This is a genomic window from Microbacterium sp. NPDC056044 (assembly GCF_042267145.1).
Lineage (GTDB): Bacteria > Actinomycetota > Actinomycetes > Actinomycetales > Microbacteriaceae > Microbacterium.
The window spans coordinates 588,596-612,207 of the sequence record NZ_JBHJWZ010000002.1 but is presented as its reverse complement, the minus strand read 5'-3'; the positions used below and the strand labels follow the sequence as shown (position 1 = coordinate 612,207).

The 23,612-nt window shown below is 71.7% G+C and carries 24 protein-coding genes and 1 tRNA gene; 20 read left to right on the top strand and 5 right to left on the bottom strand.

Annotation, left to right across the window (positions count from 1 at the left end; genetic code table 11):
• Positions 1-71: 71 nt before the first annotated feature.
• The 12 genes from ACFC1I_RS07865 (at position 72) to ACFC1I_RS07810 (ending at position 12,039) form a co-directional block, all read left to right on the top strand.
• Positions 72-1,862 carry a nitrite/sulfite reductase gene (locus ACFC1I_RS07865; protein WP_376007673.1) on the top strand — a complete coding sequence of 597 codons (1,791 nt, stop codon included), beginning with the start codon at positions 72-74 and terminating at the stop codon, positions 1,860-1,862.
• Positions 1,859-2,602 (top strand): phosphoadenylyl-sulfate reductase, encoded by a 744-nt coding sequence (locus ACFC1I_RS07860; protein WP_376007671.1) that lies wholly within the window; start codon positions 1,859-1,861, stop codon positions 2,600-2,602. The genes ACFC1I_RS07865 and ACFC1I_RS07860 overlap by 4 nt, the downstream gene beginning before the upstream one ends.
• Complete coding sequence (gene cysD / locus ACFC1I_RS07855; protein ID WP_376007669.1) at positions 2,599-3,519, top strand: sulfate adenylyltransferase subunit CysD; 921 nt, start codon at positions 2,599-2,601, stop codon at positions 3,517-3,519. The genes ACFC1I_RS07860 and cysD overlap by 4 nt, the downstream gene beginning before the upstream one ends.
• A complete protein-coding gene (locus ACFC1I_RS07850; RefSeq protein ID WP_376007667.1) occupies positions 3,519-4,829 on the top strand; it encodes a sulfate adenylyltransferase subunit 1 in 1,311 nt (436 codons plus the stop codon). The genes cysD and ACFC1I_RS07850 overlap by 1 nt, the downstream gene beginning before the upstream one ends.
• 106 nt (positions 4,830-4,935) lie before the next feature.
• Positions 4,936-5,952: an ABC transporter substrate-binding protein gene (locus tag ACFC1I_RS07845; RefSeq protein WP_376008031.1), complete on the top strand. Its 1,017-nt coding sequence runs from the start codon at positions 4,936-4,938 to the stop codon at positions 5,950-5,952.
• 2 nt (positions 5,953-5,954) lie between these two features.
• On the top strand, positions 5,955-6,830 hold the full coding sequence (locus ACFC1I_RS07840) for an ABC transporter ATP-binding protein (protein WP_376007665.1): 876 nt from the start codon (positions 5,955-5,957) through the stop codon (positions 6,828-6,830).
• On the top strand, positions 6,820-7,758 hold the full coding sequence (locus ACFC1I_RS07835) for an ABC transporter permease (RefSeq protein ID WP_376007663.1): 939 nt from the start codon (positions 6,820-6,822) through the stop codon (positions 7,756-7,758). Before ACFC1I_RS07840 ends, ACFC1I_RS07835 begins: the two co-directional genes overlap by 11 nt.
• Positions 7,755-8,552, top strand: a complete 798-nt coding sequence (gene cobA / locus ACFC1I_RS07830; protein WP_376007661.1) for a uroporphyrinogen-III C-methyltransferase — start codon at positions 7,755-7,757, stop codon at positions 8,550-8,552. Before ACFC1I_RS07835 ends, cobA begins: the two co-directional genes overlap by 4 nt.
• Complete coding sequence (locus ACFC1I_RS07825) at positions 8,549-9,943, top strand: FAD-dependent oxidoreductase (protein ID WP_376007659.1); 1,395 nt, start codon at positions 8,549-8,551, stop codon at positions 9,941-9,943. The genes cobA and ACFC1I_RS07825 overlap by 4 nt, the downstream gene beginning before the upstream one ends.
• On the top strand, positions 9,940-10,269 hold the full coding sequence (gene fdxA / locus ACFC1I_RS07820; RefSeq protein ID WP_109208608.1) for a ferredoxin: 330 nt from the start codon (positions 9,940-9,942) through the stop codon (positions 10,267-10,269). The genes ACFC1I_RS07825 and fdxA overlap by 4 nt, the downstream gene beginning before the upstream one ends.
• On the top strand, positions 10,262-11,227 hold the full coding sequence (locus ACFC1I_RS07815) for an NAD(P)/FAD-dependent oxidoreductase (RefSeq protein WP_376007657.1): 966 nt from the start codon (positions 10,262-10,264) through the stop codon (positions 11,225-11,227). The genes fdxA and ACFC1I_RS07815 overlap by 8 nt, the downstream gene beginning before the upstream one ends.
• Positions 11,228-11,316: 89 nt before the next feature.
• Positions 11,317-12,039 (top strand): hypothetical protein, encoded by a 723-nt coding sequence (locus tag ACFC1I_RS07810; RefSeq protein WP_376007655.1) that lies wholly within the window; start codon positions 11,317-11,319, stop codon positions 12,037-12,039.
• A gap of 101 nt (positions 12,040-12,140) precedes the next feature.
• On the opposite strand, the gene ACFC1I_RS07805 is transcribed toward ACFC1I_RS07810, so the two are convergent.
• Complete coding sequence (locus ACFC1I_RS07805) at positions 12,141-12,791, bottom strand: PadR family transcriptional regulator (protein ID WP_376007653.1); 651 nt, start codon at positions 12,789-12,791, stop codon at positions 12,141-12,143.
• A 274-nt stretch (positions 12,792-13,065) separates the two neighbouring features.
• Between ACFC1I_RS07805 and ACFC1I_RS07800 the strand changes: the two genes are divergently transcribed.
• The gene (locus ACFC1I_RS07800) at positions 13,066-14,007 is read left to right on the top strand and encodes a hypothetical protein (protein ID WP_376007651.1); all 942 of its coding nucleotides are present in this window, start codon (positions 13,066-13,068) and stop codon (positions 14,005-14,007) included.
• A gap of 52 nt (positions 14,008-14,059) precedes the next feature.
• On the opposite strand, the gene dcd is transcribed toward ACFC1I_RS07800, so the two are convergent.
• Positions 14,060-14,665: a dCTP deaminase gene (gene dcd / locus ACFC1I_RS07795; protein ID WP_376007649.1), complete on the bottom strand. Its 606-nt coding sequence runs from the start codon at positions 14,663-14,665 to the stop codon at positions 14,060-14,062.
• Positions 14,666-14,744: 79 nt separating this feature from the next.
• Between dcd and ACFC1I_RS07790 the strand changes: the two genes are divergently transcribed.
• From ACFC1I_RS07790 to ACFC1I_RS07780, 3 genes are all read left to right on the top strand, one after another.
• Positions 14,745-14,818 (top strand) — tRNA-Gly (locus ACFC1I_RS07790).
• On the top strand, positions 14,818-16,926 hold the full coding sequence (locus tag ACFC1I_RS07785; RefSeq protein ID WP_376007647.1) for an acyltransferase: 2,109 nt from the start codon (positions 14,818-14,820) through the stop codon (positions 16,924-16,926). The genes ACFC1I_RS07790 and ACFC1I_RS07785 overlap by 1 nt, the downstream gene beginning before the upstream one ends.
• Positions 16,927-17,011: 85 nt before the next feature.
• A complete protein-coding gene (locus tag ACFC1I_RS07780) occupies positions 17,012-17,797 on the top strand; it encodes a DNA polymerase beta superfamily protein (RefSeq protein ID WP_376007645.1) in 786 nt (261 codons plus the stop codon).
• 111 nt (positions 17,798-17,908) lie between these two features.
• Here the strand turns inward: ACFC1I_RS07780 and ACFC1I_RS07775 are convergent, their stop codons facing one another.
• Positions 17,909-18,154 (bottom strand): hypothetical protein, encoded by a 246-nt coding sequence (locus tag ACFC1I_RS07775; RefSeq protein ID WP_376007643.1) that lies wholly within the window; start codon positions 18,152-18,154, stop codon positions 17,909-17,911.
• A 376-nt stretch (positions 18,155-18,530) separates the two neighbouring features.
• Here ACFC1I_RS07775 and ACFC1I_RS07770 point away from each other — a divergent pair, with 376 nt between their 5' ends.
• From ACFC1I_RS07770 to ACFC1I_RS07760, 3 genes are all read left to right on the top strand, one after another.
• Positions 18,531-20,015, top strand: coding sequence for a DUF222 domain-containing protein (locus ACFC1I_RS07770; RefSeq protein WP_376007641.1), 1,485 nt, complete (start codon positions 18,531-18,533; stop codon positions 20,013-20,015).
• Positions 20,016-20,251: 236 nt separating this feature from the next.
• Complete coding sequence (locus tag ACFC1I_RS07765; protein WP_376007639.1) at positions 20,252-20,794, top strand: GrpB family protein; 543 nt, start codon at positions 20,252-20,254, stop codon at positions 20,792-20,794.
• A gap of 75 nt (positions 20,795-20,869) precedes the next feature.
• Positions 20,870-21,292 (top strand): pyridoxamine 5'-phosphate oxidase family protein, encoded by a 423-nt coding sequence (locus ACFC1I_RS07760; RefSeq protein WP_376007637.1) that lies wholly within the window; start codon positions 20,870-20,872, stop codon positions 21,290-21,292.
• Here the strand turns inward: ACFC1I_RS07760 and ACFC1I_RS07755 are convergent.
• Positions 21,273-22,166, bottom strand: coding sequence for a carbohydrate kinase family protein (locus tag ACFC1I_RS07755; RefSeq protein ID WP_376007635.1), 894 nt, complete (start codon positions 22,164-22,166; stop codon positions 21,273-21,275). The genes ACFC1I_RS07760 and ACFC1I_RS07755 overlap by 20 nt on opposite strands.
• A 73-nt stretch (positions 22,167-22,239) precedes the next feature.
• On the opposite strand from ACFC1I_RS07755, the gene ACFC1I_RS07750 reads away from it, so the two are divergent.
• On the top strand, positions 22,240-22,902 hold the full coding sequence (locus ACFC1I_RS07750; RefSeq protein ID WP_376007633.1) for a hypothetical protein: 663 nt from the start codon (positions 22,240-22,242) through the stop codon (positions 22,900-22,902).
• 63 nt (positions 22,903-22,965) lie between these two features.
• Here ACFC1I_RS07750 and ACFC1I_RS07745 read toward each other — a convergent pair whose 3' ends face one another.
• Positions 22,966-23,601, bottom strand: a complete 636-nt coding sequence (locus ACFC1I_RS07745; protein ID WP_376007631.1) for a DUF6226 family protein — start codon at positions 23,599-23,601, stop codon at positions 22,966-22,968.
• Positions 23,602-23,612: the final 11 nt, after the last annotated feature.

The window sequence follows — 23,612 nt, the reverse complement described above, 5'->3', positions numbered from 1 at the left end:
CACGGTTACGTCGGTTAACGTCACTTGACGCTCGGATAGGTCCGGCGCCCGCGCGCTTCTAGCCTCACGGAATGGACTCGATAGGGTCCCGCCCGGGGGACGCCCCGGGATTCACCCCGGAGGCCACCGTGACCATCAGCGACACCGAAGCGCTCGCGGCCGCAGAGCGCCCGCGCGCCGCCGTGCGCCCGCCGCGCCCGTCGTCGAAGCCGAACGGCCAGTGGAAGGTCGACGGCACCAGCCCGCTCAACGGCAACGAGGAGTGGAAGCAGGTCGACAACGGCCTGAGCGTGCGCGACCGCATCGAGAACATCTACTCGAAGGGCGGGTTCGCGTCGATCGACCCGACCGATCTGCACGGCCGCTTCCGCGTGTGGGGGCTCTACACGCAGCGCAAGCCCGGCATCGACGGCGGCCGCACCGCGACCCTGACCCCCGAAGAGCTCGAGGACGAGTACTTCATGATGCGCGTGCGCATCGACGGCGGCCAGCTCACCACCGAGCAGCTGCGCGTGATCGCCGGCATCTCGAACGACTTCGGCCGCGGCACCGCCGACGTCACCGACCGCCAGAACATCCAGCTGCACTGGATCCGCGTCGAGGACGTGCCCGAGATCTGGCGCCGCCTCGAGGCGGTCGGGCTCGGCACCACCGAGGCGTGCGGCGACGTGCCCCGCGTCATCCTCGGCTCGCCGGTCGCCGGCATCTCGGCCGACGAGCTCATCGACCCGACGCCGCAGATCGACGAGATCACGTCGCGGTTCATCGGCGACGAGTCGCTCGCGAACCTGCCCCGCAAGTTCAAGTCCGCGATCACCGGCCACCCCAGCCAGGACGTCGTGCACGAGATCAACGACGTCGCCTTCGTCGCCGTCGAGCACCCGTCGCTGGGCATCGGCTACGACCTGTGGGTCGGCGGCGGCCTCTCGACCACCCCGCGTCTCGCGGAGCGCCTCGGCGTCTTCGTCGCACCGGAGCGGGTGGCGGAGGCGTGGCACGGCGTCGCGCAGATCTTCCGCGACTACGGCTACCGCCGCCTGCGCAACAAGGCGCGTCTCAAGTTCCTGCTCGCCGAGTGGGGCGCCGAGAAGTTCCGCCAGGTGCTGCAGGACGAGTACCTCGGCTACGAGCTGCCCGACGGCCCCGCCGCGCCGAAGCCGCTGACGCAGGGCGACCACGTGGGCGTGCACAAGCAGAAGGACGGCCTCTCGTACATCGGCGCGACGCCGATCGTCGGCCGCGTCTCCGGCCCGACGCTCGCAAAGCTCGCCGACCTGCTCGAGGCCCACGGCTCGACGCGCCTGCGCACGACGCCGCACCAGAAGTTCGTGTTCCTCGACATCCCCGACGAGAACGTCGAGCCCTTCATCGCCGGCCTCGACGAACTCGGCCTGTCGGCCCGCCCGAGCCTCATCCGCCGCGGCACGATCGCGTGCACCGGCATCGAGTTCTGCAAGCTCGCGATCGTCGAGACCAAGGCGTACGCGACGGCGGCGGTGCTCGACCTCGAGAAGCGCCTCGAGCAATTCGACCTGCCGCACCCGATCTCGCTCCACGTCAACGGCTGCCCCAACTCGTGCGCGCGCATCCAGACGGCCGACATCGGCCTCAAGGGCCAGCTCGTCACGATCGACGGCGAGCAGGTGCCGGGCTACCAGGTGCACCTCGGCGGCGGCCTCGTGAACGCCGACCGCGACGATCCGGGACTCGGCCGCACGGTGCGAGGCCTCAAGGTCGCCGCCGACGGCATCGCCGACTACACCGAGCGGGTCGTCAAGCGCTTCCTCGCGGACCGCGACGCCGCTGCCGACGAGACGTTCGCCCAGTGGGCGCACCGCGCCGACGAGGAGGCGCTCCAGTGACCGTCTCGCTCGCCCCCCGCGTCGCGACGAAGCGCTCGCACGCAGAGCTCGCCGCACTCGCCGAGCAGGGCAACCTCGAGCTCGGCAGCCTCACCGACCACGAGGCATCCGCTGCCGAAGTGGTCGCGTGGGTCGCGCGGAATTTCGGGACGGATGCTGCGGCCGTCGCCTGCTCGATGGCCGATGCCGCGCTGCCGCACCTGGTGGCCGAGCAGCTTCCCGGCGTCGACGTGCTGTTCCTCGACACCGGCTACCACTTCACCGAGACCTACGCGACGCGCGACGAGGTGCAGCGGGCGCTCGACGTGCGGATCGTCGACATCACGCCCGACCAGACCGTCGCCGAGCAGGACGCCGAGTTCGGCGCGAAGCTCTTCGAGCGCGACCCGGGCCTGTGCTGCGCGCGGCGCAAGGTCGCTCCCCTGCAGGACGCGCTCGGCGGCTACGAGGTGTGGTTCACGGGCGTGCGCCGCGACGAGGCGCCGACCCGCACGAACACGCCGCTCGTGACGTGGGACGAGCGCAACGGCCTCGTCAAGGTGAACCCGGTCGCGGCGTGGAGCTTCGACGACGTCCTCTCTTATGCGGCCGCCCACAAGGCGCCGGTGAACCTGCTCGTCGGGTTCGGCTACCCCTCGATCGGGTGCGAGCCGTGCACGAAGCCGGTCGCCCCCGGCGAAGACCCCCGATCCGGCCGCTGGGCCGGTTCGGCCAAGACCGAATGCGGGCTCCACGAATGACCGACACGATCGCTGCACCCTCCACGGCGCTCTCGACGCTCGACCTGCTCGAGGCCGAGGCCATCCACGTCATCCGCGAGGTCGTCGCCGAGTTCGAGCGCCCCGTGCTGCTGTTCTCGGGCGGCAAGGACTCCGTCGTCGTGCTGCACCTGGCCACCAAGGCGTTCGCACCGGGCCGCGTGCCCTTCCCGGTGCTCCACGTCGACACCGGCCACAACTTCCCCGAGGTCATCGCCTTCCGCGACGAGACCGTCGAGCGCCTCGGCATCCGCCTCGAGGTCGCGAAGGTGCAGGACTACATCGACGACGGCCGCCTGCAGGAGCGCGCCGACGGCACCCGCAACCCGCTGCAGACGCTGCCACTGCTCGACGCGATCGCCGCCGGCCGCCACGACGCCGTCTTCGGCGGCGCCCGTCGCGACGAAGACAAGGCGCGCGCCAAGGAGCGCATCATCTCGCTGCGCGACGAGTTCGGCCAGTGGGACCCGCGCAACCAGCGCCCCGAGCTGTGGAGCCTGTACAACGGCCGCCACACGCCGGGCCAGCACGTGCGCGCGTTCCCGATCTCGAACTGGACCGAGCTCGACGTCTGGCGCTACATCGAGCGCGAGGGCATCGCGCTGCCGCCGCTGTACTTCGCGCACGAGCGCGACGTGTACGCCCGCGACGGCATGTGGCGCCCCGTCGGCGAGTTCTCGCCGCCGCGCGAGAACGAGACAGTCGAGCGCCGCGTCGTCCGCTACCGCACGGTCGGCGACATGAGCTGCACCGGAGCGGTGGAATCGGATGCTGCGGACCTCGCTGCGATCGTCGCAGAGGTCGCCGTCTCGACGATCACCGAGCGCGGCGCGACGCGCGCCGACGACCGCCTCAGCGAGGCGGCCATGGAGGACCGCAAGAAGGACGGGTACTTCTGATGACCGCGACTCTCATCGCCCAGCCCACGCTGTTCCGGTTCGCCACGGCGGGCTCGGTCGACGACGGCAAGTCGACCCTCGTCGGCCGCCTGCTGCACGACTCGAAGGCGATCCTCGCCGACCAGCTCGAGCAGGTCGCCCGCACGTCGGCCGATCGCGGCTTCGCGCACGGCGCGTTCGACTTCGCCCTCCTCACCGACGGCCTCCGCGCCGAACGCGAGCAGGGCATCACGATCGACGTCGCGTACCGCTACTTCTCGACGGGCGCGCGGTCGTTCATCCTCGCCGACTGCCCCGGTCACGTGCAGTACACGCGCAACATGGTCACCGGCGCGACGACGGCCGACGCCGTGATCGTGCTCGTCGACGGACGCAAGGGCGTGCTCGAGCAGACGAAGCGGCACCTCGCCGTGGTCGCGCTGCTGCGCGTTCCCCACGTCATCGTCGCGGTCAACAAGATCGACCTCGTCGGTTTCTCGCAGGAGATCTTCGACGACGTCGCGGCCCAGGCCGAGAAGGTGGCGGCCGAGCTCGGCATCGAGGACCTGCACGTCATCCCGGTGTCGGCCCTCGAGGGCGACAACATCGTCGACCGCTCGGAGCGCACGCCCTGGTACGAGGGTCCGGCGCTGCTCGAACTGCTCGAGACGCTGCCCGCCGCCGACGACGCCGAGCGCGAGCTCGAGCCGCTGCGCCTGCCGGTGCAGCTCGTGCTGCGCCCGCAGGGCGGCCTCGCCCCGGGCATCGACGCGGCCGAGGCCGAGCGCCTGCGCGACTACCGCGCCGTCGCCGGCCGCATCTCGAGCGGCGTCGTGCGGGTGGGCGACCGGGTCGAGGTCTTCCCGGGCGGCTCGGCGACCACGGTCACCGGCATCCGCGCCGCGGGGGCCGTGGTCGACGAGGCCACTGCCCCGCAGTCCGTGTCGCTCGAGTTCGACCGCGACATCGACACCGCGCGCGGCGCGGTCGTGGTCGCCGCGGGCACGCTGCCCGCCGGCCGCCGCGAGTTCGATGCCGAACTGTTCCAGCTCGACGCGCGGGCACTGACCCCCGGCATCCGCGTGCTCGTCAAGCACGGCACCGCGACCGTGCAGGCCATCGTCGCGCAGATCGAGTCGCGCTACGACCTCGATGCGCTCACCCACGGGCCGGCGCAGACGCTCGAGACCAACGACATCGGCCGCGTGCGGCTGCGGCTGGCGGCCGACCTGCCGCTCGAGCCGTACGCCGCGAGCCGCCACGGGGGCTCGTTCCTCGTGATCCATCCGTCCGACGGCGCAACGCTCGCCGCCGGCATCGTGCGCGACTGACCGGTCGCACACACCATCCACTGAGCACCACCCGAACTAAGGAGGCGACACCGTGAACAAAATCCGCACTGCGACTGCACTCACAACCCTGGGACTCGTGGCAGCGATGATGGCCGGCTGCGCCTCCGCCGCGGCGGACGCGGGCGACGGCGGCGACGCCGCCCCGGTGACCGAGCTGCGCCTCGGCTACTTCGCGAACGTCACCCACGCGCCGGCGCTCGTCGGCCTCGAAGAGGGGCTGTTCGAGGACGCCCTCGGCGACGTGGACGTCACGACGCAGGTCTTCAACGCCGGCCCCGCCGCGATCGAGGCGCTCTCGGCCGGCGCGATCGACGCCACGTACATCGGGCCGAACCCGTCGATCAACACGTTCATCCAGTCCGGCGGCGAGTCGGCGCGCATCGTCGCGGGTGCCGCGACCGGCGGCGCGGCGCTCGTCGTGCGCGACGGCATCGACACCCCCGCCGACCTCGAGGGCACCACGATCGCGACCCCGCAGCTCGGCAACACGCAGGACGTCGCCGCGCGCGTATGGCTCGCCGACCAGGGCTTCGAGACCGACACCGCCGGCGGCGGCGACGTGCAGATCACGCCGACCGAGAACGCGCAGACGCTGACGCTCTTCCAGGACGGCCAGCTCGACGGCGCGTGGCTGCCCGAGCCGTGGGTGTCGCGCCTCATCATCGACGCCGGCGCCCACGTGCTGCAGGACGAGGCCGACCTCTGGGAGGACGGCGAGTTCCCGACGACGGTGCTGCTGGTGCGCAAGGAGTTCCTCGATGAGCACCCCGACGTGGTCGCCGACCTGCTGAAGGGCCACGAGGCCGCCGTGCAGTGGATCGCCGACAACCCCGACGAGGCGCCAGCCGTCATCAACGGCGCGATCGAGAAGGAGACCGGCAAGCCGCTCGCCGACGACGTCATCGCCCGCGCGCTCGAGCACGTCTCGTTCTCGGTCGACCCGCACGCCGACACGTTCCAGACGCTCGTCGAGAACGGCATCGAAGCCGGCACGCAGAAGCAGGGCTCGATCGAGGGCCTGTTCGACCTGCGGCTGCTCAACGAGCAGCTGAAGGCCGCCGGCGCCGACACCGTGTCGGCAGCAGGACTCGGCGAGGACTGAACATGACACCCGCACCCGCTTCCGCCTCCGGGGCCGCGCACGCGGCGCCGGCGGCGGGCGCGCCCGCCGCAGCGGGCACGACCAAGCCGCTCGCCCCGAGCTTCGACAGCGTCACGCCCGTTCCGGTCGCCGCGCCCGCCCCCGCACCCGCGGTGCGGATCGACGGCGTCTCCAAGCGCTTCGGCGCCGGGCCGGTCGTGCTCGAGGACGTGTCGCTCGACATCGCCCCGGGCGAGTTCGTGTGCCTGCTGGGTGCGTCGGGGTGCGGCAAGTCGACCCTGCTCAACCTCGTCGCGGGTCTCGATCGTCCCTCCGCGGGGCGCATCGAGACCCCCGCCGAGGGCTCGGCCGTCATGTTCCAGGAGTCGGCGCTCATGCCGTGGCTGACAGCCCGCAAGAACGTCGAGCTCGCGCTGCGCCTGCGCGGCGTCCCCCGCGGCGAGCGCCGCGACAAGGCGCTCGCCCTCCTCGACACCGTGAATCTGGCGGATGCTGCGGAGAAGCGCCCGCACGAACTCTCCGGCGGCATGCGCCAGCGCGTCGCGCTCGCGCGCGCCCTCGCCCAGGACCGGCCGGTGCTGCTGATGGACGAGCCGTTCGCCGCGCTCGACGCCATCACGCGCGACCTCCTCCACGAGGAGCTCGAGCGCGTGTGGCGCGCGACCGGCCGCACCATCGTGTTCGTCACCCACAACGTGCGCGAGGCCGCACGCCTCGGCCAGCGCGTCGTGCTGCTCGGCAGCCGCCCCGGCCGCGTCGTGCAGCAGTGGCAGATCACGAAGACCACGGGCCGCCGCATCGAGTCGCCCGAGGTCGCTGCCCTCTCGGTGGAGATCACCGAGCAGCTGCGGAAGGAGATCCGCCGCAATGCCGCATGACACCGTGACCCTCTCGAAGGCGGATGCCGCCCAGAACAGCAATCGAGCAGAGTCCACTCACTCCGACGACCTCCGGTCCCTGGAAGCCGGCCTCGACCGCCTCCAGACCGACGCCGACACCGGGCCCAGCCGCTGGCGCCGCGTCGCCCAGAGCGTTGTGCCGCCGATCGTGTTCGTCATCCTGCTGATCGTCGCGTGGCAGCTCTACGTCGTGATCGCCGACCCGCGCCCCGACAAGGTGCCGAGCCCGGTCGACGTGTGGAACGCCCTCGGGTACGCGTGGGACACCGGCCGCCTGCAGGAGGCCGTCGCCACGAGCCTCGAGCGCGGCGTCGTCGGCTTCCTCATCGCGATCGTCGTCGGCACGCCCATCGGCCTGCTGCTGGCCGAGGTGCGGCCCATCCGCCGCGCGGTCGGCCCGATCATCTCGGGTCTGCAGGTGCTGCCGTCGGTCGCGTGGGTGCCCGCCGCCATCATCTGGTTCGGCCTGTCGGACGCCACCGTCTACTTCGTGATCCTCATGGGCGCGATCCCGTCCATCGTCAACGGCCTCATCGCCGGCATCGACCAGGTGCCGCCGCAGCTGCGGCGCGTGGGCACCGTGCTCGGCGCATCGCGCTGGCAGCTGGCGACCTCGGTGATCCTGCCCGCCGCCCTCCCCGGCTACCTCGCCGGCCTCAAGCAGGGCTGGGCGTTCTCGTGGCGCTCGCTCATGGCGGCCGAGATCATCGCGACCGGCGGCTCGATCGGCTTCGGCCTGGGCTCGATGCTGCAGCAGTCGCGCGAGCTGGCCGACCTCGCGGGCGTGCTCGCGACCATCATCCTCATCCTCGTGATCGGCATCCTCATCGAGCTCGTCTTCTTCGGACCGCTCGAGCGACGGATGCTGAAGCGCCGAGGCCTGCTCCTTTCGGGAGGCGCCCGATGACCGCGTACGGCAAGGTGTGGCTCGTCGGGGCAGGACCCGGCGACGCGGGCCTGCTCACCGTGAAGGGGCTGCGCGCCCTCGAGGCGGCCGACGTCATCGTCGCCGACCGGCTCGGCGCGCGCGCCGTGCTCGACGGCCTCGCGTCCGACGGCGTCGACCTCCGCGCCGAGGTCGTCGACGTGGGCAAGCGCCCCGGCCACCACGCGGTGCCGCAGGACGCCATCAACGCCCTCCTCGTGCAGCTCGCGCACGACGGCAAGACCGTCGTCCGGCTCAAGGGCGGCGACCCGTACGTCTTCGGCCGCGGCGGCGAAGAGCTGCACGCGTGCCAGGAGGCGGGCGTGCACGTCGAGGTCGTGCCCGGCATCACCAGCGCCATCTCGGTGCCCGCGATCGCCGGCATCCCGCTGACCCATCGCGGCGTCTCGACAGCCTTCACGGTCGCCACCGCCCACGACCAGATCGAGTCGCTCGGCGGCGGCCGCGACCACACCGTCGTGCTGCTGATGGGCATCGGCACCCTGGCGAACTCCGCGATCACCCTGGCCCGCGGCGAGCGCGGTGCGGACTGCCCCGTCGCCGTCGTCGAGGATGGATACGGACCCCGCCAGCGGGTCACGGTCGGAACCCTCTCGACCATCGCGCACCAGGCCGCGGAACGAGGCATCCGCTCGCCCGCCGTCGTGGTCGTCGGCGACGTGGTGCGGCTCAGCCCGTACGCGCCCGCCGCGCTCGCGACCCTCGATCTCTCGAACTACGACCCCCTCGCTCTCCGGAAGGCACCCACCTCGTGACCTCGAACCTCCAGAACCTCCGCGTCGCGATCGTCGGCGCTGGCCCCGCCGGCATCTACGCGGGCAACATCCTCACCAACTCCGTCGTCGAGGCCGGCGGCACCGTCGCGATCGACCTGTTCGAGTCGCTGCCGGCGCCCTACGGCCTCATCCGCTACGGCGTCGCACCCGACCACCCCCGCATCAAGGGCATCGTCAACTCGCTGCACGAGATGCTGGATGCCGGCACCACGCGCTTCATCGGCAACGTCGAGGTCGGCCGCGACATCTCGATCGACGAGCTGCAGGAGCGCTACGACGCCGTGATCCTCGCGACCGGCGCGATCCGCGACGCCGCGCTCGACATCCCCGGCATCGACCTCGAGGGCTCGTACGGCGCCGCCGACTTCGTCGCGTGGTTCGACGGTCACCCTGACGTCCCCACCGAGTGGACGCTCGACCAGCGCGAGGTCGCAGTCATCGGCAACGGCAACGTCGCGCTCGACGTCGCCCGCGTGCTCGCCAAACACGCCGTGGACCTGCGTCCCACCGAGATCCCCGACAACGTGCTCGCGGGCCTCGAGGCCTCCGCCGTCACCGACGTGCACGTGTTCGGCCGCCGCGGCCCTGCCGACATCAAGTTCACGCCCATCGAGCTGCGCGAGCTCGGCGAGGTGCCGAACGTCGACATCGTCGTGCACGACGAGGACTTCGCCTACCTCGAGGGCATCACGCCGGCGACCAACCAGCTGAAGGTCATGCTCCGCATCCTCGAGAGCTGGCGCACGCGCGAGTCCACGGGCGCCAGCCGCCGCCTGCACCTGCACTTCTACCACTCCCCCGTCGAGGTGCTCGGCGAGGGCCGTGTCGAAGGCATCCGCTTCGAGCGCACCGAGCCCGTCGGCGACGAGGGCCGTGTGCAGGGCACCGGCGAGTTCCGCGAGATCGCGGTGCAGCAGGTCTACCGCGCCGTCGGCTACTACGGCACCCCCGTCATCGACGCGCCGTTCGACGCGCGCGCCGGCGTCGTCTCGAACGTCGAAGGACGGGTGCGGGATGCTGCGGTCACGGGCGACGAGAGCACCCCGGTGATCGCCGGGCTCTACGCCACGGGCTGGATCAAGCGCGGGCCCGTCGGGCTCATCGGGCACACGAAGTCCGACGCGATGGAGACGATCGCGCACCTCGTGTCGGACGTCGAGGCCGGTCGTCTTTCGGCCCCGAGGGTCGACGGCGACGTGCTCGACCTGCTCGAGGAGCGCGAGGTCGAGTTCACGACGTGGGACGGCTGGCTCGCCCTCGACGCGCACGAGCGCTCGCTCGGCGCCGAGCACGTGCACACGCGCGAGCGCGTCAAGGTCGTGCCGCGCGACGAGCAGGTCGCGATCTCGCGGGGAGCGCTCGTCAAGTGACGTACGTGATCGCCCTGCCCTGCGTCGATGTGAAGGACCGCGCCTGCATCGACGAGTGCCCGGTGGACTGCATCTACGAGGGTGAGCGGTCGCTGTACATCCACCCCGACGAGTGCGTGGACTGCGGCGCCTGCGAGCCGGTGTGCCCGGTCGAGGCGATCTACTACGAAGACGACCTGCCCGACGAGTGGCAGGACTACTACAAGGCCAACGTCGAGTTCTTCGACGACATCGGATCGCCCGGCGGCGCGGCCAAGACCGGCGTCATCGCGAAGGACCACCCGGTCATCGCGGCGCTTCCTCCCCAAGGAGACGGCCATGACTGACCCCACCTCCGCCGCCCCCTCGACCGAGGTCGACGTCGTCATCGTCGGCGGCGGCCCGGCCGGGCTCTCGGCGGCGCTCAACCTCGGACGCGCCCGCGCGTCGGTCGTGCTCATCGACGCCGGCCGCCCGCGCAACGCCGCGACGCTGCGCTCGCACGGCTTCCTCACGCGCGACGGCGTTCCGCCGCTGGAGCTCCGCAAGCTCGCGCGCGCCGAGCTCGCCGCCTACCCCAACGTGCAGGTGTTCGATCGCACCGTCGTGACGGCGCTGCAGGAGCGCGACTGCGGCGAGGGGCTCCGCTTCCTCGCGGCCCTCCAGGGCCGCGGCCGGGGTGTCCCGCCCGCCGTCGCCGCGCGTTCGGTGATCGTCGCGGCCGGCCTGCGCGAAACCCTCCCCGCCATCCCGAGCCTGCGCGCCTTCTACGGCATGAGCCTCTTCAGCTGCGCCGCGTGCGACGCGTGGGAGCTGCAGGACCGGCCCCTCGCCCTCATCGGCGAGACCCGCGACCTCGCCGCGCGCGCCCGCCTCATCGCCCGCTGGACCGACAGACTCACCGTCTTCACCAACGGCACGGATGCCGTCGACACGGTCGAAGAGGCCGAGCTCGCAGCATCCGGAATCGTCGTCGAGCGACGGGTCATCGACGACCTCGAGGGCGACCGCGGCACCGTGACCGCCGTACGCCTCGCCGACGGGGCGCGCATCGAGATCGACGGCGGGTTCGTCAGGCCGCAGTGGCACCCCGCGCTCGACTTCATCGGCGGCATCGACCTCGAGCGCGACGAATTCGGCAACCTGGTCACCGACCGCTCCGGGCGCACGTCGCTGCCGGGGTTGTATGCCGCAGGGGATGCTGCGTCCCCCGGTCCGCAGCAGCTCATCGTCGCGGCGGGCCAGGGCGCCCGCGCGGCGGCCGTGCTCGTGCACGACCTCGTCGGAGTGCGCACCGCGCACTGAGCCGGGACGACGGCACCGCGGGCGGCGTTCATCGACCCGACACCTGCGCGTTCACTTCCCGGACGCCGGGGTCGACGACAATGTCGCCGATGTCCGACGACCCGACCGACGAGGCGGCCGATGCTGCCACCGACGCGGCTGCCGACGCGGCTGCCGAGCTGAGGGCGCTGCGGCTGCGCGCGTACGGGCCCGACGCCGATATCCGCGACGATCCGGAGGCGCTCCGGCGGCTGCACGAACTCGAAGGGCGCACTGCCGGCACGCCGGCGGGTGAGGTGCCGCGCCCCGGCGAGCCGGGCGAGGTCTCGACGGTTCGAGAGGAACCGCCGGCCGGCCCTCCGGCCCGGGAGCCGGTCGCGAAGACGCCCTGGTGGGAGCGGCACCGCACGCTCCTCTGGGGCGGGTCGCTCGTGATCGCGGCCGTGCTGGGGGTGGCGGTGGGCTCGGTGCAGCTGCCGCCGGACCGCGAGCAGGTCGCGGTGCTCGGCGCGGACGCCGATGGGCAGTGGCCGGAGCAGATGTGGGGCGCGCGGCCGCCCGACGGCGTGACGTACGAGGAGTACCTGGGTCTCACCGCGATCGCTTCGGCCCGCGACTTCGGCAACGGCACCAACAGCACATGCCTGTGGGTGTACGACTCCGCGTCCGTCAACTTCGGCCTGTCGGCCGGGTCGTGCGCCGCCGGCTCGGCCCCCGCGTCGACGACGATCGCCGTCACCGCGCAGGCGCCGCCGGCGCTGCTCGAGGAGTTCGGCGAGGGCACCACGCTGCAGTTCGTGCGCGATGACGACCGCGTGATCGTCTACGCGTAGCGGCCGTAGCGGCGCGGGCCCGGGTAGCCGTGGCTGCGTGGGCCCGGGGTAGCCGCAGCGGCGTGCGCACGGGCCGCGCCGCGAGGTGCGGCGGCCGGGCGTCACCACTCGCCGCTGTCGTCTCCCTTCAGAGCCTCGCGGCCGGGCGCCAGCATGTCGTGCACCTGCCCGCCGTGGGTGTGCGCCGGCTCGACGGCGTCGGGCCAGTCGGCGATCTGCTTCTCGGCCCAGTCCGTCCACGAGATGATGTGCTCGTAGTGGCCGATCATGAAGGTGTTGGCCAGCGCGAACAGGTGCTTGCGCTCGGGGAACGTGCCGCCGGTCTCGCTGATGAACGCCGCGTACCGCGCGAACATCTCGCGGTTCGCCTGCGCCTGCTCGCGGGTACGGGCGAGGGTCGCGCGGAGGTCGTCGATCGAGCCCTGGTCCGACAGCAGCACCCGCACCATGCCCTCGAACTCGACGGTCGGCGGGCGCACCGGCGTGCGCAGCCACGCGGCGAGCGCCTCGCGGCCCGCGGGGGTGATCGAGTAGATCGTGCGGGCGCGCTTGCCCGTGTGCTCCTGCCGGGTCTCGACGAAACCGGCCTTGTGCAGCCGGTTGAGCACCGCGTACCGGCCGCGGTCGGCCGAGGGCCAGAGCTCCGACACGCCACGCCCCAGCTGCTCGGCGAGCTGGTAGGCCGACCAGTCGCGCCCGGCCAGCAGGCCGAGCGTCAGATACCCCGTGATCGAGGGTTCGCGTTCGGGCACGAGAAGCTCCTTCCCGCCCGGCTTTCGGGTCGCCGTCGCGGAACGTAAAGGGTATCCCGGGCACTCGGCAGCGACCTTATACTGCAGATTGCAGTAAACGGCGGCGCGTCATCCTGTGTGGGGACACGGCTCGCGTCGCGGGTGAGGCCTGACGTGTGGGGACGGGGTCTCGCCCCGCGGCGGGCGATCTGGGGATCGCCCGCCGCACATCTGTCTGCGACACTGGCACCAGGCCTGGGGGCGCGAGGGAGCGCTGTGGGAGGGGAGGCCTGTGATGTCCACGCCGACCGACGCATCGCACGACGAGCTCGCCGCACTGCGCGAGCGCGCGTACGGCCGCGATGCCGACATCCTCGACGACCCGGCCGCGCTGGCGCGGCTCAACGAACTCGAGGAACTGGCCGCGGCCGCCAGCGCCGCCGTCATCGCCGCGAGCGCGGTGCGCACCCCGCTCTCGACCAACGGCGGCCCGCGCCGGGCGCCTGACGAGGCCGACGAGGGTGCGGACCAGACGCCGGTCGCGTCGGCCGCGGACGCGGGGACGGATGCTGCGTCCCTGGCCGAGCCGGCCGCCCAGGGCCGGGCCGAACAGGGCTCCCCCACCCCCGAATTCGCGAGCGCCGGCGATGTGCCCGCACAGGTGCACGAGGGCGGGATGGATGCTGCGGAGCCCGGGAGCGACGCCGGTGAAGGCGTCGAGCTCGAAGCCTTGCCGGATGAGGAGGCGCCGGCGCGCCCGTGGTGGCGCAGGACACCGGTGCTGTGGGCCGCCTCGGTGGTGGCGGCGATGCTCCTCGGCGCCGGGCTCACGGCGCTGCTGCAGAGCCTCGAGGCCGGCAAGGTCGGTGTGCTGCAGGTGGACGCCGACGCGGCCTGGCCGGAGGAGGTCTGGGGCGGCCCGACCGAGGACTCTCGCGCATTCGAGACGTTCTACGGTCTGTCAGTGCTGTCGCAGCCGCAGGTGACGGGGGACGGAACCCAGGAGCCGGTGCCGTGCCTGATCGTCTTCAGCGGGGTGAGTGACAACCCCTCGTACCTCGGCGGCGCCTGCGGCGCGGGGCCGTACCCCGCACAGGCGGCGATGGTCGTCGGGCGGCAGGCGCCCGCAGAGCTGCGCGACCGCTTCCCCGAGGGCACCGCGCTGCAGTTCGTCCTCGAGGGCGAGCAGGTGCACGTGTACGCCCGCGAGCCGGGCATCGTCGGTCCGACGCCCTGAGCGGTTCCGGATGCGGCGGGCCGCAGCATCCATTCCCCTCACGACTCGGGTGTCAGGCGCCGAGACTCCCGGCATCCGTCGCGCCCACGTCGCTGCGGTGGAAGTTCTGGAAGGAACGGGATGCTGTGGGCCCCCGCTGCCCCTGATACCTGTTGCCGTACGGGCCCGATCCGTAAGGGCTCTCGGCGGGCGAGGTGAGACGGAAGTAGCAGACCTGCCCGATCTTCATGCCCGGCCACAGCTTGATGGGCAGCGTCGCGACATTCGAGAGCTCGAGGGTGACGTGGCCCGAGAAGCCGGGGTCGATGAAGCCCGCGGTGGAGTGGGTCAGGAGGCCGAGACGGCCGAGCGACGACTTGCCCTCGAGGCGGGCGGCGATGTCGTCGGGAAGCGAGATCTGCTCGAACGTCGATCCGAGCGCGAACTCGCCGGGGTGCAGGATGAACGGCTCTTCGGGGTCGACCTCGATGAGGCGCGTCAGCTCGGGCTGGTCCTCGGCCGGGTCGATGAACGGGTACTTGTGGTTGTCGAACAGCCGGAAGTACCGGTCGAGCCGCACGTCGACACTCGACGGCTGCACCATCGCGGGATCCCACGGGTCGAGCCCGATGCGCCCCGCGTCGATCTCGAGCCGGATGTCGCGGTCACTCAGCAGCACGGAGCCAGCCTAGCCGGACCGTGCTGTTATGCTGGCCGGGCGCTGTAACAGGCGCGCGAACGCCGGGATGCCGGCGTCCGGGGCTGTAGTTCAATGGCAGAACTTCTGCTTCCCAAGCAGACAGCGCGGGTTCGATTCCCGTCAGCCCCTCCATGTCCCCCGCGATCGCTGCCCACGAGTATTCGCCCTGGGACTTCTGGAGCGAGGCGACTCCCGCCGAGCGTGACGCGCAGCTGGCACTTCAGCAGACCGTCGTCGCCGGGCACCCGGATCACCAGCTCGGCGAGCAGTGCTTCCTCTCTGAGCTCGCCTCGATCGACAACGACGTGCTGCGCCTCGGCGACCGCACGTACGTGGCGGCGGGCGCCTATCTCACCGGAGACCTCCGCGCCGGCGCCGACTGCAGCATCAACCCGTACACCGTGATCCGCGGTCGCGTCACCATGGGCGACGGCGTGCGCATCGGTGCGCATACGTCGATCCTGGGGTTCAACCACTCGATGGAGTCGGGCACGCCCGTCTTCCGTCAGCCGCTCACCTCCAAGGGCATCGAGATCGGCGACGACGTGTGGATCGGCTCGCACGTGGTCATCCTCGACGGCGTCCGCGTCGGCTCGCACTCGGTGCTCGCGGCCAGCGCCGTCATCACCAAGGATGTGCCCGCCGGCGCGGTCGTCGGCGGCAACCCTGCGCGCTTCATCCGCTGGCGCGTGGAGCCCGACGACACCGGCATCCACCCCGATGCGGCGGCGGATGCTGCGGCCCGGGGCACCGAGGACCGGCCCGACGCACCCGAACCACGCGAACCCCTCGAGACGCCGCCGGCGGTGCTCGCGGCACTCGCCGCGGCCTCGGAGACCGATCTCACGCGCGATGTCGAATCGGCGCAGGCCGCGGCCTCGTCGGGTGCCGATCTCACGCGTGGCCTCGAATCGACGCACGCCGCGGCCTCGTCGGAGGCCGATCTCACGCGCGACATCGAATCGGCGCAGCAACGAGCGGACGGCCCGACGAGCGGGTCTGCCCTCGCGCACACGTCGGAACGATCCGCCGAGTCGAGGCTCGAGGCGCACGTCGACGTGGCGCACCCGGGCACCTCAGTCGCCGCTGCCGCATCCGTCGCCGCGTCATCCGCCACGACTTCGAGCAACCCGACCACCGCGGCCGCCGCCGACGACTTCGCCGGTCTGGCCGGACGCGTCGCGGAGATCGCGGCGCGGGCGAGGGTCGAGGCATCCGGCGTCCTCCAGCGCGCGTGGATCGACGACCTCGGGCTCTTCGCAGACCGCCCTGGCGCCGCGCCCACCGTCCGCGCACAGGCCGACGCGATCGAGATCGCCGATCTGCTGCTCGGCACTGCGCCGCCGCAGGCGCCGGTCGACGCGCAGATCCGCCGCCTGCAGGGGTGGCAGGATGCCGCGACCGGTGCGGTCGCGCCCCTCGATGCGAGCGGACGTCAGCAGGAGGGCCTCGGCTTCTCGCACGAAGACGTCGCGTATCACGTGCTGAGCACGGGCTACGCGCTCGACCTGCTCGGGGCGGCATTCCCTGCTCCTCTCACCTGGGTGACCGCGGCGACGCCGGAACGCGTCGTCGAGTTCTGCGAGAGTCTGCCGTGGGCCACCGACGCGTGGAGCGCCGGACACCACATCGACGGCTTCGGCACCGCGATTCTGTGGACAAGACGCGCAGGGCACCCGGTTCCGGCGGGTGTGGAGGAGGCGCTGTTCGGCTGGCTGCTGCTGGGCACCGACCCGCAGACCGGCATGTGGGGCGCGGCGACGCCCGACCGCGGGCTGCTGCCGGTGGTGAACGGCTTCTATCGCGCCGCGCGCGGCACGTTCGCGCAGTTCGGCGTGCCGCTCCCCCACCCCGACCGCGTGATCGACACGGTGCTGCGCCACGCGCGCGACCCGCGCTGGTTCGCACCGGGTGCGCGGAACGCCTGCAATGTGCTCGACGTCGCGCATCCGCTGTGGCTCGCACGCGGGTCGGGCTATCGCGACGACGAGGTGCGCGAGCTGGCGGCGCGGCTGCTCTCCGACGCCCTGCCGACCTGGGTCCCCGGTGCGGGTTTCGCGTTCCGCGAGCCTGGTCCGGCGACCCGCGGCCTCGCCGAGACCGAACCCGGACTGCAGGGCACCGAGATGTGGCTCGCGATCCTCTGGTACCTCGCCGACCTCGCCGGGGTCTCGGGTGCGCTGGGCTACCGCCCCCGCGGCGTGCACCGACCGGAGCCCGCCGCGACGCTGCGACCGTAGGCGCGCACACGCGTCTCTGACTCGCGGATGCCGGTGTCCGAGGCATCCATTACCGTCTCGGCATGTTCACGAGTAGGGTCGAGCGATGCGCGCGGTCCCCGACGGTCTCGACGCGACGGTCGTGGCCGAGATCGACCGGCGCTTGGAGGTGGTCGCGGCCGAGCACGGCGTGCGGATCCCGTGGGCCATCGAGAGCGGCAGCCGCGCGTGGGGCTTTCCCTCGCCCGACAGCGACTACGACTGCCGTTTCCTCTTCGTGGGCCTACGCGAGCGGTACCTCACACTGTGGCCTGCGCGCGATGTCATCGAGACGCCGCTCGACAAGACCTTCGACGTCAACGGCTGGGACCTGCCGAAAGCCCTGACGCTGATCGCGCGGGGCAACGCGACGCCGATCGAGTGGCTGCGGTCGCCGATCGTCTACGACGGCGACGCGGCGTTCCGCGATGAGCTGCTGGCGTACGCGGCCGCCGTCGTGGAGCGCTCCGCGATCGGGCGACACTACCTGCACGTCGCACGGCGACAGCAGGCAGGCCCGCAGAGCCTCAAGCGCTTCTTCTATGTGCTGCGCCCGGCGGCGGCGCTCCGGTGGCTCGCCGATCATCCGGCCGACGCGCTGCCGCCGATGGACCTGCCGACGCTGCTGGCGCAATCCTCGGTGACGGACGAGATCCGGGATGCCGCGGCCGACCTCATCGCCCTCAAATCTGTGACGCGCGAACTGGGCGAGGGCGAAGCACCCGCCGTGCTCCAGCGGTTCGCCGCTCACGAGCTCGAGCGCGCGGAACAGTTTGAGTCGGCAGCGCCGGCGAAGGATCAGCGCGAGGTGCGGGAGAGAGCGGACGACGTGTTCCGGCGCCTGGTGGACTGAGGCGGGTCGGCCCACGGCTCCGGTGCTGAGCCTGGTCGACGCCGAAGCGCCGCTCTTCGATGATGGTCGGCGAATGCGCCCGCGCGGTCGCGCTCTGACGGTAGGTCCGCCTCATCGGTATCGGATGTCGGCGCGCTCCCTCGGGGCGAAGCGTGCCGCGAAGTCGCGGTCGTTCGGCACCCAGACCTCGTTCCAGAGGCGGGCGTGGTTCCGACCGAGTGCGACATCGCGTCGCATGCCTCGCTCCTGAGCGGTGGCGAGATCGACATCGCACCAGACCGTGAGATCGAGAGCGCCGAGCGACTCCGGATGGAAGAGGCCGATGAGGTCGACCACCAGGATCCGCGCCGTCGGCACGCCTCGGGTTCGCCGAGCCGATGCTGCGCCCAGTCGAAGCGCTGGAACACCGCATCCTCGCGCCGCTCGCGGAACGGCACGAGCACATCGGCGACGAGGCGCGACCGCTCCACGCCGGACCAGTCCGTCGATCGACGGTGTGAACGGGTGGGATCGAGGAAGTCGTCCCCACGCATCCGCACAGCCCCGTCCACACGCGAGACGAGAGCCCGCGCGAGCGTGGACTTGCCGCTGCCGGCGAACCCCGAGATGCCGACGACGACGGGTCGGGACGATGCCGCCGCCCTCTCCACGACGACTCTGGTGAGTTCGTCATCGTGCACGTCTTCACCCTAGCCGCGCGGCCGATGTCGGAGGTCATTCGTATATTTGTTCTATGAACCTCAGACTGGCTTCGTCCCCCGCGATGCGGTTGACGGATGCCGCCACCCGCGTTGCCGCGCGGCTCGGCGAGGGCGGGGCAGAGGTCGGGACATTGACCGACGATGAGCTCCTGGGGTTGCTCGCCGATACCACGGACGCGCGGAAGGCGCTCGAGCTGATCGTCGCGGGGGCATCGGCGGAAGTAGCCCGCCGCTCGTCTCGGGAGCTCGGGTACGAAGGACTCGCCCAGCGAAAGGGTCTGCGCACCAGCACGGCGCTCGTGCAGCAGATCACGGGACTCGGGCGGGCCGACGTGACGCGCGCTGTGGATGCCGGCAAGGAGCTCGTTCCGGCTCTGGAGCCGGTGGTGGAGGTCGACGGCGCATGCGATGCGCCGGTGCCGGTCGTCGAGGAATGGCTCGGCGAACTTCGAGGCGCGCTCTCATCGGGAAGCCTGACGCAGGCGCAGTTCCAGGCGATCCGCGCGGGACTCGGCGAGCCGCCTGTCGTTCGCTACCCGGAGTTGACGCCCGACTTCCTGCCGCAAGCGTGGGCTCGTTCCGTGCGCATGCTGCTCGAAGAGGCTTCCTTCCTCTCGGTGGAAGACCTCCGCCACCAGGCACGGGTCGCCCGCGACCGACTCGATCCCGTCGGGGTGACGCTCCGCTTCGAGGAGCGGTTCACAGCTCGATCGTTCCGAACGTGGACCGATCAGGATGGCCAGCGCCACGCGCACATCCTGTTCGACGACGAGGCGGGCGCCTGGGTCGACTCACTCCTCCAGGCCGCGCTGCGGCCTCGTCGCGGGCCCCGATTCGTGGGAGCGGATGCTGCAGACAAGACGCGTGCCGCTGAAGCCGACGAGCGGACGAACGAGCAGTTGCAGTACGACACGATCGTCGCCGTGCTGCGCACCGGCGCGAACGCCGATCCGCAGCAGGCTTTCGGCGATCGCCAGCCGGGCGTGCGCATCGTGGTCGAGGCCTCTGCGGTGGCCGGCGGCGATCGGCGCGGCGAGATGGAGGTCACCGGCGTCGGCCACGTCGAGGACGGCGGACATGCACTCCCCGGCGGGGTCATCGAGGCCCGCCTGTGCGACTCCGGCGCGATCCCCGTCATGTGGGGACCGGACGGGCGACCCCTCGACGTCGGGCGCGAGCTTCGCCTCTTCACGAGAAAGCAGCGCATCGCGATCGCCGCCCGCGACGGCGGCTGCAGGTGGCCGTCGTGCGGCGCCCCGATCTCGCAGTGCGAGTATCACCACATCGACCACTGGTGGGAGGATCACGGCCGCACCGATGTCGACGACGGGATCGCGCTGTGCCGCAACTGCCATCTTCGCCTGCACAACCAGCGATGGCGGATCACGCGGACGCGGGATCCGATCTCGGATGCCGACACATACTGGCTCCATCCGCCAGCCGACTCGGTCACCGGCGAGGTCGGTACGCCGGTCGAGTTGAGATCGAAGTCGCCACGACGATTCGAGGCGGCATGAGAGTGACGTGTGGGCGTCCAGCAGGTACGTGGCATGAACGGTGCGTGTCCGCGAAGAGTGGGTGGGCGGCGTGAGTTGGCGACGTGGGTGGGCGGCGTGTGTGGGCGGCGTGTGTGGGCGGCGTGTGTGGGCGGAGCGGGTGGGCGGATCGGACGCCGACTGGTGGCGGACGCACGGGGTGGCCGGGCAACGAGGGGAAGGACGCCCTCGATCAGCGAGGTGGGAGGCTGGGACGCATGGCGGTTCTTGTCGTGCCCTACTCGGACCAGTGGCCGGTGCAGTTCGAGCGGGTCGCGGCGGAACTGCGGCAAGCGCTGGAGGGTGTCCCTGCGCTCGCGATCGAACACGTCGGGTCGACGTCGGTGCCGGGACTGGCGGCGAAGCCCGTCATCGACATCGATGTCGTCGTGGCGCGGGGACAACTCCCGGCGGCGATCGCGGCGCTGGTCGCAGCCGCTTACACACATCGCGGCGACCTGGGCGTCACCGACCGGGAATCCATGGCCGCGCCGGACGACGATCCGCGCCGCAATGTGTACGTGTGCGTCGAGGGGACTCTGCACCTCCGCAACCACCTCGCCGTGCGGTCGATCCTCCGCGAACGGGACGACCTCCGGGATCGGTACGGGGCGATCAAGACCGAGCTCGCTCGAGACCCTGAGATCGACATCGAGACCTACCTCGCCCGCAAGTCCCCCGTTCTGCAGGAGGTGCTCGCACTGTCGCCGCTCACCGCCGAGGAGAAGCACGCGATCTTCGCCCTCAACACGAGCTTCTGACGCGACGCCGCGGCGCAGCATCCGCTCTGCTGCGAGTCGATGCCTCAGCGAGTGTCTCTGCCGTACTGTGAGCGGATGGCGTTCGATCCGCGTGATGTTCCGGAATTCGTGGCCTTCGTGCGGGCCGAAGCACAGGGCATCGTCGCCACCGTGTCGCCGTCGGGGGCACCCGAGGCAGCACTCGTCGGCATCGCCGCACTCGACGACGGCACGCTCGTGTTCGACACGCTCGTCGGATCACGCAAGGCCGAGAACCTGCGCCACGACCACCGGATCGCCGTCGTCATCGGCACCGACGGGGTGTCGGTGCAGATCGACGGCTTCGGAACCATCGTCCACGGCACCCTCCGCGAAGAGTACGGCGGCGCGTACAACGCGCAGTTCCCCGGGTCGCGTGCGCTCGACCCCGCCTTCGCTGTCGTCGTGGTGCGTCCCGCGTGGGTGCGGGTCTACGACGCGTCAGCCGACCCCGCCCACGTCACCGAAGCGCGCTGGTGACCCCTCCGGCGGCGACGACCGCCGGGTGCAGGTGCTCGGACGACAGAGCCACGACCGCCTGACGGGCACCGGCGGCGAGGCATCCATTCAGGCCCGCGTCCGAGAGCGAGGCGGCGAGGAAGCCGGCGAAGAACGCGTCGCCGGCGCCGTTCGTGTCGACGACATCGACCGGCATGGCGTCCACCGCCGCGCGCTCCCCCGACGCGTCGAGAGCGACGGCGCCCCGCGCGCCCAGGGTGCACACGGCGAGCCGCGGACCACGGTCGAGGCAGCTCTGCATGAGCCCCCACGGATCGTCGGTCGCGTCGTCGTTCATGAAGACGACGTCGGCCGCACGGAGGAACGGCTCGTGGAACTCCGCAGCGCCGTCGTAATCGTGCAGGTCGGTCCAGATCGGGGCACCCGCCGCGCCCGCGAGCCGGCGCCGCACCAGCGCCGCCCCCACCTCGCTGAGATCGACGACCGCGATGTCGACCTCGGACAGGGCGCGCTCGGCGCGATCGATCGTCTCGGCGGTGGCCACCGACGGCGTCGCGAGGTAGAGGCTCACGCGCTCGCCCGCGGCGGTCATCAGATTCGCGTGGCGCTCGGTGCTCTCCGAAGGGTAGGCCTCGACGCTCACACCCGCTGCCCCGAGCGCGGCCGACACGCGGCGGCCCTCATCGTCGGAGCCCAGCAGCGCGTGAAGAGTCACGTCGACGGCGCGATCGCGCAGATGCAGAGCCTTACCGGCCGACGTGCCGCCGAGCGTGTGGAGGTCGCCGAGCGCGAACTGCATGTGCGGCACCGGCTCGGGCAGGCGGTCGAGGACGATGAGGTGGTTCCACGAGGCGGGTCCGCACACGGCGACCCGGGCGTCAGACGCGAGGGGCATCCGCCCAGTCAACCAGCCGTCGGCGTTCGACGCGGGCGCCTGGCGGTCGCCGCGCCTCCGATGGATTCGTGGGGTGCGCCGACGCCTCGCCCCGCTCCTGGTCGCCGCCGCCCTGCTCCTCAGCGGGTGCGCCGCCGGCGTCACTGCCCCGACGGGGACGACGTCACCCTCAGCGGGACCGGCGGTCGAGCCCGGTGCGACACCCACTCCCTCGGCTCCGAGCACGCTCGTCCTGACCGCGGACGGCATCGAACTCACGGATGCCAGCGAGAGCACCAGCCTCCCATTCGGCGAGCCCGAGCCGCTCATCGCAGCCGTCGAGAGGCTCGTGGGAACGCCGGCCGTCGTGGAGGACCTGCCCGATCCGTGGGGAAACGGCGAGGTCGTCGGCACGACGTACACCTGGGACGACATCACCGTCATGGCGCTCATCGGCGGCCCCTCCACGGTGACGATCCGCACGACGACGGTCGGCGGCATCCCGGCACGCACGGCGAGCGGGATCGCCGTCGGCACGCCGCGAGAAGACGTCGTCGCCGCGGGCGTCTGGGACGCGTGGGGCGGCGAAGGAGACCCGACCGGCGACTACCTCGGCATCGACGGTCACGACGTCCCCGGGACGCAAGCGCTCGCGCGCCCCGAACAGGTCGGCAAGCAGTACGTGGTGGTCAGCCTCGACAGCGGCGGAGTCGTCACCGAGCTCCAGAGCCCCGTCAACAACTTCTCCGACCTCTGAGCACGGAGCGACGCAGGCCCTGGGGACCCGCCCCGGGCCCAGGCGGAGTCTGCCGCTCGCACCCTATCTGCGCGGCCACGCCCTCCAGGTGCGGTGGGCCGCCAGCGCCGCCATCGCGGCGGCGAGGCGCTCGGCGGGATGATCCTCGGCGCGTGAATCGCCACCGCGCCATCCTTCGCCGAACTGGAGCCGGAACGACACCGGCAGCTCAGCACCCTTCGTGAAACTCTCCGAGAGCCCGCCCTCGACCACGGCGCGCACCGTGTTCTCCAGCTCGTCGGCGCCGGTCTCCCAGGTCTCATCGCACGCGTCGCATCCGCAGACCGGGAAGAACGCATCGACGAGGAACCCCGCGTGCAGGTGGATCCCGGGGAACGACGTGAACACGAAGGTCAGGGGCGACGCGGCCTCGTCGGCCGGGCGCATCCGTACCGCGCGGACAGCGTCCTTCGGCACCCGTGCGAGATCGGCGGCCACGTCGAGCGACTCGTCGATCACCACGTCGAACGACTGCTGCAACCACACGATCAGGGCGTCGGCGACGTCGTGCAGAGGCGCGAAACGATCGAGGTTGCTCGTCACCGAGTACGTGTCGGTCGGCGGCGACTCGCCGCCCCACCTCTCGCCGTAAGCGATCGGCGCACCGGAATCGTCGACGAACACGCGCCGCGCCGGCGACGGACGCAGGTAGCCGGGCATGCGGCCAACCT